Here is a 12088-nt window from a genome sequence, read left to right on the forward strand (position 1 = left end):
GCAACTCTGACAGCGAATTTCTGGGTTAATATCCTAAAATGCCTGTTCTATGCAATTTCGTCTTTGGCAGCGTCCAAAGCGATGCCGGTCGCTAAAGGCGTATCCCTCAAAAGATGATGCACCGAAATCGTTAACCGAGCCTTTGCAGGGCTTGGCAGCTGTCCTGGATATATAATCAAAAAAAAAGCCGGGCGAAACCCGGCTTTCTTTGTCTGTTTGCCATAAGCAACTTATTGCGGCTGCGGCTCCATGCCGGGTTCATTACCCGGTTCGCCGCTGCTCTTGCGCTTGCGCGGGCTACCCGCCTTCGGAACACCGGAACCGCGCGACGGCGTATCATTGCCCTGATCGCGCGACGGCTTGTTGCCCGCGATCAGTTCCTTGATTTCATCGCCCGACAGCGTTTCATATTCCAGAAGACCCTCGGCGAGCGCGATCCAGTCCTTCTTTTTCTTGGTCAGGATGCGGGTCGCTTCGGCATAGGCTTCGTCGATGAGGCGACGCACTTCGGCATCGATGATCTGCGCGGTTTCTTCCGAAATATTCTGCGTGCGCGAGACCGAGTGACCGAGGAAGACTTCTTCCTGATTGTCACCGTAAGCCACACGACCGAGCTTGTCGGAGTAACCCCACTGGGTGACCATGGACCGGGCGAGCTTGGTTGCCTGCTGAATATCGGAGGAAGCACCAGACGTGATATTTTCCTTGCCGAATTTCAGCTCTTCTGCCACGCGACCGCCCATCATGATGGCAAGACGCGACACCATCCAGGTATAAGTGGCCGAATAACGGTCGCCTTCCGGAAGCTGCATGACCATGCCCAGCGCACGACCGCGCGGAATGATGGTCGCCTTATGGACCGGATCAGCGGCAGGCACGTTGAGCGCCACGATGGCGTGACCTGCCTCGTGATAGGCCGTGTTGGCCTTTTCTTCCGGCGTCATGGCGGAGCGGCGTTCCGCACCCATCATGATCTTGTCCTTGGCGTCTTCGAATTCCTGCATGGTGACGAGACGCTTGTTGCGGCGCGCTGCCATCAGGGCGGCTTCGTTGACGAGGTTCATCAGATCCGCGCCGGAGAAGCCCGGCGTACCGCGTGCGACGACCTTGAGATCGACATTGGGTGCAAGCGGCACGTTGCGCACGTGCACCTTGAGGATCTGTTCGCGGCCGACGATATCCGGGTTCGGCACCACGACCTGACGGTCGAAACGGCCCGGACGCAGCAATGCCGGGTCAAGAACGTCCGGACGGTTGGTCGCGGCAATCAGAATGATCGATTCGTTGGCTTCGAAACCGTCCATCTCGACCAGCAACTGGTTGAGGGTCTGTTCGCGTTCGTCATTACCGCCGCCGAGACCGGCGCCACGATGACGACCGACAGCGTCGATTTCGTCGATGAAGATGATGCAAGGCGCATTCTTCTTGGCCTGTTCGAACATGTCGCGGACGCGGCTTGCGCCAACACCGACGAACATTTCAACGAAATCCGAACCGGAAATGGTGAAGAACGGCACATTGGCTTCGCCCGCAACCGAGCGCGCCAGAAGGGTCTTACCGGTTCCGGGAGGGCCAACGAGCAGCACGCCGCGCGGAATCTTGCCGCCGAGACGCTGGAACTTCTGCGGATCGCGCAGGAATTCGACGATTTCTTCAAGGTCCTGCTTGGCTTCGTCGACGCCAGCCACATCCTGGAAGGTGACGCGACCATGCGCTTCGGTCAAAAGCTTCGCCTTCGACTTGCCGAAGCCCATCGCACCGCGCGAGCCACCCTGCATCTGGCGCATGAAGAAAATCCACACGCCAAGGATCAGGATCATCGGCAGCCACGACAGGAGAATGCCAATCAGCGAACTGGAGCCGTCGCTTTCGGGACGGGCAGTGATCGCAACATCCTTGCTTTCAAGCCGCGCGACGAGGCCCGTATCGCCAGGCGAATAGGTCTGGAACGTCGAGCCATTGTCGGCAAAGGTGCCGGTAATGCGCTCGCCGGTAATCGTGACCGATTTCACCCGACCATTGGATACGTCGTCAATAAATTGCGAATAGGAAACTTCACGGGAATTCGTGCGCTGACCAGGGCTCTGGAACAGGTTGAACAGCGCGATCAAAAGAAGAGCAATGATCGCCCAGAGGGCGAAGTTGCGATAGTTCGGATTCATATCGGGTCCAATCGATACCACGGCCATTCCGCAACCGCGGAACGATGTTTCGATCTAACATAGGATCGAAGGAAGGCGTTGCCAAGGCGCGTATCACGCCGCATGGGAGATTCTTCCCACTCTGGTTTATAAAAATTAGGAGTTTAGCGAAGTTTGACGGCCAATCCGCTTCTCGATCGCCTGGGCAAGTGCAAAATCATATCCCGGCAACACATGATCGAACAAAGCGAAATGCCGCTCCATACGAACTTCCGCCGGGAGATTCTGCCCCGGAAGGAACGGCAGAGAGACAATCTTTCCATCCACATAGACCGCGGGCAGCACCAGAAGCGCTTCGCGCCATCGCGTATTTGTTTCTGAAGGATTTTCCGGGAGGGACACTGGAGAATCGGTCAGAAAATCGATCAGCGCCTGTCGTCCCGGCGCGGCGATTTCAAAATCGCGGTCACCTGTATTGAAAAAGCGGAAGCGCCCATCCCAGATGCAACTACCCCCGGCGGGCAACGGCACGGACGGCAAATTGCGCCGCTCGCGGCGAAAGCGATGCGGCTGCCCTTTGGCTCCCCGCTCGATCAACGCGCCAAAAATGGTCAATCTTTCGTGTTTTTGGCTTTCGTGTTCGCCCAACAGGATGCGTTCAATACGCACCCGCTCGGCGTCGCCCGGCAGGAAACGCCGCCCGCCAGCCAGTGAAGCCACGAGGCCGGAAAAGAGCCGCCGCACGGTTTCGGGCAAGGAGGTATAAATAACCGGGTTGATTTCCATCCGGTCGCAAGCGTCCACATGCAAACTCGCGGGATCAGCCAAGGCCGCAACGAGAGCGGCGTTGTCGCGCTTGCGCGCCGCGCTGGCCAAAGCCACTTGCGCCAGAACAATCTGCGGATCGGCATCAGCAGCAGCGCCCTGGCGAACACGCGGGCGCTCGTAATCCGGATTGGCATTGCTCGGATCATCAACCCAGCGGAGACCTTTCGCTGTCAGTTCGTCCCGCAATGCCTGCCGCGAAACGGAAAGCAACGGTCGGATCAGTTCGACAGACCCTTCCAGCCACGATTGAGCGGCCATGGCGGCAAGCCCCCTCGCCTCCGCATGGTGGCTGCGCTCCTTGCGCATCAGGAAAGTCTCGATCTGGTCATCCTGCGTATGGCCGGTCACGATCACACTCGCGCCCGCTTCATGCGCCGCCTGCACCAGAAGCCGGTAGCGCGCACTGCGCGCGGCTGCGGCCAGCCCCTGCGTCGGCTTGGGATCGTCCCATGCCAGAATGCGGTGCGCGATACCATGCTCGCGGCACAGCACCCCGACATTTTCAGCCTCTTCGGCTGATTCGGGACGCAAGCGATGATCAACAGTCACCGCCAGCAATGCCGGGCAGTGAACCAGTGTCGCCAAATAATCCTTAAGCAGGAACAGCATTGCCAGCGAATCGCTGCCACCGGAAACGGCCGCAATAACAGTCTTTGCCTGATCCAGATGAAAAGATTTAAAAATATCAGTCGGGGAAAGCCCCACGAAACAACTCCGCAATCAGCACTTTACGCGTGTGCGTTCTTCGGCAACGCGCTTCAAAATGGCGGGAGCCGCTTTGGGATAACGTTGCGGAATCTGCTCGAAAGTCGCGCAGGCAACGTCGTGATTGTCCATTTTCTCAAGCGTCATGCCGAGCTTGAACATGTTTTCCGGCGCACGGCGGGAATCGGGATAGTCGCGCTGCGTGTCGATGAACACGGTCGCAGCCTCTGGATAACGTCCCTGACCGTACAACGACTCTCCCAGCCAGAAGCGCGCTTCCGCCGTCTGTGGATCAGCCGGATAGCGCTTCACATGCTGGCGGAAACCCGATTCGGCAGCTTTGTAGTCACCCGACATCAGATACTGATACGACGCCTGATAGAGCGTGTTCGGATTATCGCCCATTGGCAGCGAAGCAACCGCCGTGCCGTCCTGCGCGCCGCCATTCCCAGCGGAACCCTGGCCAGCAGGCAGACCGCCCTGTTCGACGGGGCGTGGTGTAGCACTCAACGAATCGCCGATTACATTGCCACTGGAATCGAACCGGATAGACCCCAATGTCTGCGGCGGCTCGCCGCGCTGGGGGCCGCCCTGCGCCATCGCGCCCGAACCGGTTGTACCAGTAGCAAGAGAATCGGCGCCGACTGCGCCCGATTGTGCGGTCTGCGGTGCATCCAGAGCTGGTGTCCGGTCCGAAATCGAACCGTCCTGACCGGCACTTGCGGAAACCCCGGCATCAGGGTTTCCGGCGGCACCGCTGCTGGCGAGAGCGCTACCATCGCTGGAACCGCCGCCATTGCCCAACCGCTCACCGGTTTCGGCGCGCTTGCCCGTTTCAAGAAACTGGAAGCGCTGCTCATATTCTTCCTGCATTTTCTGCATCTGATCCTGCATTTCGAGGATCTGGAAGTTCATGGCCTCAGCGCGCATGCCCAGCGTATCGGCCATGCTGACCGCATCGCCTCCGCCCTGCGCACAAAGATCGGCGCCCGGGGCCGGTGCGGCTGCAGCCGACTGACCCGCCACACTCGAAGCCGGTGAGGTGATGCCGTTCTTCTTTTCGAGTTCCTCGAACCGGAATTCGTTGTCTTCCTGCGTTTTTTGCAGCTGATTGTCGGTGAAGGCGATCTGCGCGTCCACATCCTCAATCTTGCCGGTCAGGTTACGCACCAGTTCCTGTAACATGCCGGGGCTCTGGTAGCCGCCATTCTGTGCGGATGCACCGCCGCCACGCATGGCGTCATCGAGAATAGCGGTCGAGCCAACGCTGACGCGATTCTGTCCGCCGCCCTTGCCCTTTTCGAGCGCCTGAAAACGGGCTTCGTTATCGCGATGGATTTTCACGATTCTGTCGCGGAGCTGCAGGATTTTGCTGTAGGATTGCGCGTTCTGATGCGCGAGATTGCACACCTGCTGCGAATACTGGTTTGCACCCGGATCGCCAGTCTGCGCCAAAACCGGAGCACTCGCCAAAAGCGGCAGCATGGCGATTGCCAGTGTCACTTTCCTCATTGTTGTCCTCATTCCCTATTGCCCCTGCGAGTTTACAATGAACAGGATGATCGAGTGCCGCGCCTGAATGCTTGCTGAACACGCCATACCGCACGGCCAGTTCCGCTTTTAGAGCAAATCCGCGAAAAGCAAAGATGCTTTCCCTGATCTCGGTTCACTATGACAGGCGTGACTTCGGCCAAAGTTTGTCGAAACGCCTGATCCATTGGCATGAAAACAAAAAAAGCGGCCCGAAGGCCGCTTTTCCTGCAACGCTGTTGTGCGTTTGCAAATTTTAGCTGCCGGCACCGTTGAGAACGGTGACTGCGCGGCGGTTCTGCGACCAGCACGAGTCGGCATCGCAAACTGCGACCGGACGTTCGTTACCATAAGAGATGGTGCGCATACGGTTGGTCGGCACGCCACGCGAAGCGAGGAAGTCGCGGGTGGCGGCTGCGCGACGCTGGCCGAGAGCGAGGTTGTATTCGCGCGTGCCGCGTTCGTCAGCATGACCTTCGACGGTGATCGAATATTGCGGGTAACGCTGCAGCCACTGGGCCTGCTTCGAAAGCGTCTGCTGTGCGTCTCCGCGGATCAGCGACGAGTCGAGATCGAAGAAGATGCGGTCGCCGACATTGACCGTGAAGTCCTGCGCCGAGCCGGGCGTTGCCGCGCCTGCACCGCCGAGGCCGAGATCACCGGCATTGTTCGGGAGATTCTTCTTGGATGCGCAACCGGCGACGGCGAGCGACATGAATAGGGCAATAGCGATCGGGCTACGTGCAATCGACTGGATGCGGCGCATGGGCCGAGGCTCCTTAAGATTTGATGTTCCTGCGTAACCAACCAATAATCATATCGAGGTTAATGCAGGCTCAAGAAGTATGGTTAATATTGTCTTGAGACCAAATGCAACCGGCGTTTCCGACTGCAATTCTGCTTTTAGGCCTTGATGGCAAAATGCGGCAGAAACAGGGCTTTTGGGGCGGATTATGGCAATCGCCTTAAATGTAGGCCAAAAACATCGCATATCGCTCGATAAGGACCAATGAAAAAGGCGCGGAACCAAAATCCCGCGCCTTAATCTTTTTATGATTCTCCGACCGTCAGCCTATTCGAGCAGCGGCGACCAGGCCGGATCGGACGCGAAATTCGGCGTCTGGATCTGACGTTCGTTACGACCTGTCAGATCGATGGTGAACAGTTTTGGACCGCCCGCGCCTGCCGCCTTGCGGAAGAACATCAGCACGCGACCGTTCGGTGCCCAGGTCGGACCTTCATTGTGGAAGCCCGATGTCAGAAGGCGTTCGCCCGAACCGTCGGTCTTCATCACGCCAATCGAGAACTGACCCTGCGACTGCTTGGTGAAGGCGATGAGATCGCCACGCGGCGACCAGACCGGTGTGGAATAACTGCCGTCGCCCATCGACAGGCGGCGCGGATTGGAGCCATCGGCACCGGCGATATAGAGCTGCGGGCGACCGCCGCGGTCGGATGCGAACACAACCTGAGAACCATCCGGCGAATAGGAAGCGCTGGTATCGATCGCCTGGCTGTTGGTCAGACGGGTCGTGGTGCGCGAGCGCAGATCCATTGCGTAGACATTGGCGCTGCCGTCGTCCTGAAGCAGGCTCATGACGACCTTCTGGCCATCCGGCGAGAAGCGCGGCGCGATGGTCATGCCTGGGAAATTGCCGACCAGTTCACGCTGGCCCGTTTCGAGCTGCAGCAGGTAAACCTTTGGCTGACCGCCAGCGAACGACATATAGGTGACTTCCTGACGGTTCGGCGAGAAGCGCGGGGTCAGCGCCATGTCGCGACCATCGGATAGATAACGGATATTCGCGCCGTCCTGATCCATGATGGCGAGGCGCTTGATGCGCTTCTGGGCCGGGCCGGATTCATCGACGAAAACGATGCGCGTATCGAAATAGCCCTTTTCACCCGTCAGGCGCTCATAGATGGCGTCGGCGATGATATGGGCGACACGACGCCAGTTATCCGGCGAGGTGAAGAACTGCTGGCCAATCATCTGCTGACCGCCAAACGTATCCCAGAGACGGAATTCAGCCTTTAGCCTGCCATCCGGCTGCTTGGTGATGCGACCGGTGACCAGTGCCTGCGCATTGATGACCTTCCAGTCCTCGAAGCGCGGCGCGGCATCGGGATTGGAAATCTTTTCAATGAAGGCACCCTTGTCGATGGGCGCAAATAGGCCGGACCGCTCAAGATCGGCAGCGATGACCGACGTGATGTTCGGACCAAGCTGGTCCGCGGACAGGAAATCCGTGATGGCGATCGGCAGAGGCTCGATCACACCCTTGTTGATGTTGATTTCCACCACGGCGCGCGCTGGCATGGTGCAGACAAGACTTGCGGCAATCATGCAGGCGAAAGCCGAGAGGACTGTCCGGATCTTTGTTTTCATGATGCCGGTTTTCATATCTTCTGGGACCTCTTTTGTCCTTTGCCCCTACTGGGCTTCATTTAGTCTGGCGACCGGGAAACCCCGATCAGAACATTTCGCTCGGGTCGAAGTTGACGATCACTTCCGACCATGAATCATATTTGTCGACGGGCAGATTATACGGGGCGCAGCGTGCAACCGCGCGCTTGGCGCTTTCCGCCGCCGCGCGACCAACGCCGTCGCCGCCGCCGCCGGATGTCACTTCCGGGACGCCCTGAATAGATCCGTCCTGGTTCAGCTTCATCTTCACGGTCACAACCAGCCCCGGCGCATCGGCCACACCGGCAGGCACGTTCCAGCACTTGGAAATCGCACCGCGCAGCGCATCCATTTCACTCTGGCTCAGCTTCGAGCCGCCGGTATTCTTCTTGCCGCCGAGCGAAGCCTGATCGGTCGAACGTTTCGCGCCACCACCGGAAGCCTTCTGCTTGTTGAGAAGGGCTGCAACCTCATCGGCAATCGCATCCTTCTTCGACTGCGAGGTCTGCGATGCGGACTGCGTCGGCTTCTTTTCTTCCGTCGGCTTGCGATCCGGCGTCTTGGCGGTCTGCGCCTGGGGCGGCTTCGGCTTGGACTGCGGCGCGGGAACATTGTCCGGCAGCTTCGGCGTGTTCGCATCCGGCGTTTCGGCCTGCTTTTCGATGGCCTCCGCCACCGGATCAGGCTTCACTTCCTGCTTCGGTTCAGGCTTGGCCTGCATTTCTGTTGCGGGAACCGGCGTCGGCTTTTCTTCCGGCTTTGGTTCGGGTTTTGGCTCCGGCTTCGGTTCCGGCTTTTTCACCGGTTCCGGCTGGGCTTTGGGCTCTTCCGCCGCCTCGATAGGCTTTGCCTTGGTATCGGGCTTCGGCGGGGTCGTGGTGTCTACGTCCTGATCGCCGACATTCTGGGCATCGGGAACGGTCTGCGGCTTGGTGGTCGGGATCGGCGCAGACTTCTCCTTCATGGGTGCCGTCTTTTCGCCCTGCTGAATTTGCGTGATGGATTCAATCGGCACGATGTCGACCGGGAACGATTCCGAATCCTGCACGTCGAAAGCCTTCGGCGAGGAAAAGGAAAAGAGCCCCAGCGCAATGACGATGGTATGGAGCGCTACAGAAGATGTCAGGCCAGCCTTCATGATGGCGTCAGCTATCCTGCTCCTGGAGAGTCACAAGGCCGATATTCTTGAAACCGGCGGCGGAAATGCGGGCCATGACCTTCATGACGGTGCCGTAATCGGCAGCCTTGTCACCGCGCACGAAAATGCGCTCGTCATACCCCGTCTTGGAAATGGCCTGAAGCTTCGGCACAACCTCTTCGATCGGAATTTCGGTTTCCTGCAAGTAGATCTTGCCCTCATTGCTGACCGAAACCGTGATCGGCTGCGTATCGGCGTTCATCGCCTTGGCCTGCGTATCCGGCAGGTCAATCGGCACGCCAACCGTCAAAAGCGGCGCAGAGACCATGAAGATGATGAGCAGCACCAGCATTACGTCGACGAACGGCGTAACGTTGATTTCACTCATCAATGCTTGTCTGCGACCGCGCCTGCGGCGTCCGCCCGACTGCATTCCATTTCCGACCGACATGCCCATTGCAAAATTCCCGAAAGCTCGATTTGCCGTATTCGCTGGAAGGCGCTTAGCTGCGCGGCGTCAGCTTCTCATCAATTTGGCGCGACAGTATGGCGGAGAACTCATCCGCAAAACCCTCAAGTCGTCCGCCGATCTTGCCCGCATCGGACGAGAGCTTGTTGTAGGCGATAACGGCCGGGATAGCGGCAAGAAGACCGATGGCCGTCGCGAGAAGGGCTTCGGCGATACCCGGCGCCACAACCGCAAGGCTGGTATTCTTGGAGGCCGCGATGGCCTGGAACGAGGTCATGATGCCGACAACCGTACCGAACAGACCGATAAACGGCGCCGCGGAACCGATGGTGGCAAGGAAGCCGAGACGCGATTCCATCTTTTCGCTTTCACGCGCCAACGCGACATCCATCGCCTTGTCGATACGCATCTGAAGGCCGATGGGGGAACGTGCGCCCTTCTCGAAGGATTTCTTCCATTCGCGCATGGCGGCCATGAAGATCGACGCCATGCCGGTGGTGCGGCGTTCGCCCAGATTGCGATAGAGTTCTTCCAGAGACTGGCCCGACCAGAAAGCCTGTTCGAAGCGGTCGATGGCGCGGCGTGCGCGGCTATAGGCGATCACCTTGTCCACGACGATAGCCCAGGTCCAGACCGAAGCGCCAAGCAAGCCCAGCATGACCAGCTTGACCACCCAGTTTGCCTGCATGAACAGGCCCCAGAGGGTAACATCGGCGGCGGGGGCCGCTAACGCAACATTTTCCATCGATCCACCGTTTCGAGGTTCTTGCCGGTCCGACACCCGGACCGCAGACCCCAACCTTCTCTGTCTTTAGGCATTTCCATCCGCAGAGCTGTTTCGTACTTCTGCTGGAAATATCCTGTTTTTGAATCCAAACGCCCGGCACGGGACCGGGCGGCATCGCAAATCGTCACGGATCGCCCATTGATGCGGGTGATCCAAATCTGCGCAGCTTTACGTCTTGTTCGATGCAGTTGGATCAGGAAAAACGCTCGGCACTTTTCCCGAAACTGCTTCAAGCGCTGTTCGCACATCCAGGCAGGACATGCAGACATTCGCATCGCAACCGCCCCAAAGCACACATGCCGGATTTACAACTTTAAATCCCTACGGCGCTTGTTACGGTTAATTTTGGTGAAAGGAAGGCGCTGCGCTTGCCGCCTGCCCTTCAACCGATTCCGTCAGGATGATTAATCGGAGATTATGGTTAAAGATGCGTTAGCATTTACACCAATAACGGCCCAGGATGCCAAATTCGGTCATCAAATAAGCCAGCGCTTTAAAAATAAACGCGATAGGCGCACCCTCAATTCTTGGGAGGGCGGCAGAAAATCAGCGTCCCTTGGTAAACGCTTCGCGCCACTCGTCCGGTATCCGGCGCGGGTGGCCTTCCTTGGTGATCATCACCGCTTCCACTTTCGCTTCCGAAAGCAGGCGCCCTTCGCAGGTGATTGTCTGCGCCATGATGACCCGCGCGCCGCGTATTTCGCTGACACGCGTTTCAATCAGGATCAGATCGTCCATCCGGGCCGGAGACTTGTAATCGATCTCCATGCGCCGCACGACCCAGACCATTTCTTCACCAAGCGCACCTTCGGCAAGCTCGATATGGTGCACGTCCTGCAAGCGCAAGAAGTCGGTGCGTCCGCGCTCGTAAAATTCCAGATAGCGCCCGTGATAGACAAAACCTGAAAAATCCGTGTCGGCATAATAGATGCGCGCATAAAGGTGATGCGCCCCGTCTTTCAGCGCACCCGATACGCCTTCAAGCGCCGCATGGTCGTTTCGATCAGTCCCGGTTGTCTTAGTCATTGTCTTCCATGAAGAGGCCGAATTGCGCCTGCTGGATGATTTCGGCGGGCGCAGGCAATCCCAGATGCTGCCACGCAATCGCCGTCAGAACGCGACCGCGCGGCGTGCGCTGCAGAAAGCCCTGCTGGATGAGATAGGGTTCAATAATGTCTTCAATCGCATCGCGCGGTTCGGAAAGCCCCGCCGCGATGGTTTCGATCCCGACTGGACCACCGCCGAAATTGCGTGCAATGATATTGAGGTAACGCCGGTCGAGCTGGTCGAGGCCGCGATTATCCACTTCAAGCCGCGACAGCGCTTCATCGGCAATCTTGCGGTCGATGACGTCGCTACCGGCGACCAGCGCGAAATCGCGCACACGGCGCAGCAGGCGTCCGGCGATGCGCGGCGTGCCTCGCGAGCGGCGTGCGACTTCCAGCGCACCATCCGGCGAAATGCCCATCTGCATGATGCGCGCGCCACGGCGCACGATATATTCGAGTTCGTCGACGGTATAGAAATTGAGCCGTACCGGAATGCCGAAGCGGTCACGCAACGGCGTGGTCAGGAGACCAAGACGCGTCGTCGCCGCAACCAGCGTGAATTTGGCAAGATCGATCTTTACCGAGCGCGCTGCTGGGCCTTCACCAATGATCAGATCGAGCTGGAAATCTTCCATCGCCGGATAGAGAATTTCTTCCACAGCGGGGCTCAGACGATGAATTTCATCGATGAAGAGCACGTCGCGCTCTTCGAGATTGGTCAGCAGAGCCGCCAAGTCGCCAGCCTTGGCGATGACCGGGCCGGAGGTGGAGCGGAAATTGACGCCCAACTCCTTAGCCATGATCTGCGCCAGCGTCGTCTTGCCGAGACCGGGAGGTCCGACGAACAGCACATGATCCAGCGCTTCGCCGCGCACCTTGGCCGCTTCGATGAAGACCTTGAGATTGGCGCGCGCCGTTGCCTGCCCCACGAAATCGTCAAGCGTCTGCGGGCGCAGCGTATTGTCTTCGTCCACGCGTTTGTCGGCATCGATGAGAGGGTTGCGGTCGCTCATGCCTTCCTCCTCGCATGAACA

At 58.6% G+C, this 12088-nt stretch carries 10 protein-coding genes; all 10 read right to left on the reverse strand.

Annotated elements, in window-relative coordinates; translation table 11 throughout:
- Positions 1-230: 230 nt before the first annotated feature.
- The 10 genes from ftsH to ruvB all read right to left on the reverse strand — a co-directional run bounded on the left by ftsH (position 231) and on the right by ruvB (position 12067).
- Positions 231-2162 (reverse strand): ATP-dependent zinc metalloprotease FtsH, encoded by a 1932-nt coding sequence (ftsH, locus tag D8666_RS14900; RefSeq protein ID WP_109369742.1) that lies wholly within the window; start codon positions 2160-2162, stop codon positions 231-233.
- A 135-nt stretch (positions 2163-2297) separates the two neighbouring features.
- Complete coding sequence (gene tilS / locus D8666_RS14905) at positions 2298-3674, reverse strand: tRNA lysidine(34) synthetase TilS (protein ID WP_121538560.1); 1377 nt, start codon at positions 3672-3674, stop codon at positions 2298-2300.
- Positions 3675-3689: 15 nt separating this feature from the next.
- Positions 3690-5198: a tol-pal system protein YbgF gene (gene ybgF, locus D8666_RS14910; RefSeq protein ID WP_121538562.1), complete on the reverse strand. Its 1509-nt coding sequence runs from the start codon at positions 5196-5198 to the stop codon at positions 3690-3692.
- Positions 5199-5460: 262 nt separating this feature from the next.
- Positions 5461-5970 (reverse strand): peptidoglycan-associated lipoprotein Pal, encoded by a 510-nt coding sequence (pal, locus tag D8666_RS14915; protein ID WP_078339475.1) that lies wholly within the window; start codon positions 5968-5970, stop codon positions 5461-5463.
- 306 nt (positions 5971-6276) lie between these two features.
- Positions 6277-7608 carry a Tol-Pal system beta propeller repeat protein TolB gene (tolB, locus tag D8666_RS14920; RefSeq protein ID WP_109369746.1) on the reverse strand — a complete coding sequence of 444 codons (1332 nt, stop codon included), beginning with the start codon at positions 7606-7608 and terminating at the stop codon, positions 6277-6279.
- A gap of 70 nt (positions 7609-7678) precedes the next feature.
- On the reverse strand, positions 7679-8749 hold the full coding sequence (gene tolA / locus D8666_RS14925; RefSeq protein WP_109369747.1) for a cell envelope integrity protein TolA: 1071 nt from the start codon (positions 8747-8749) through the stop codon (positions 7679-7681).
- A gap of 7 nt (positions 8750-8756) precedes the next feature.
- Positions 8757-9206 (reverse strand): protein TolR, encoded by a 450-nt coding sequence (gene tolR / locus D8666_RS14930; protein ID WP_109369748.1) that lies wholly within the window; start codon positions 9204-9206, stop codon positions 8757-8759.
- Between the two features lie 46 nt (positions 9207-9252).
- On the reverse strand, positions 9253-9963 hold the full coding sequence (tolQ, locus tag D8666_RS14935) for a protein TolQ (protein WP_078339480.1): 711 nt from the start codon (positions 9961-9963) through the stop codon (positions 9253-9255).
- 588 nt (positions 9964-10551) lie between these two features.
- Positions 10552-11031, reverse strand: a complete 480-nt coding sequence (locus D8666_RS14940; RefSeq protein WP_109369749.1) for a YbgC/FadM family acyl-CoA thioesterase — start codon at positions 11029-11031, stop codon at positions 10552-10554.
- On the reverse strand, positions 11024-12067 hold the full coding sequence (gene ruvB, locus D8666_RS14945; RefSeq protein ID WP_121538564.1) for a Holliday junction branch migration DNA helicase RuvB: 1044 nt from the start codon (positions 12065-12067) through the stop codon (positions 11024-11026). Before ruvB ends, D8666_RS14940 begins: the two co-directional genes overlap by 8 nt.
- Positions 12068-12088: the final 21 nt, after the last annotated feature.

It is taken from the genome of Ochrobactrum soli, assembly GCF_003664555.1.
Taxonomy (GTDB): domain Bacteria; phylum Pseudomonadota; class Alphaproteobacteria; order Rhizobiales; family Rhizobiaceae; genus Brucella; species Brucella teleogrylli.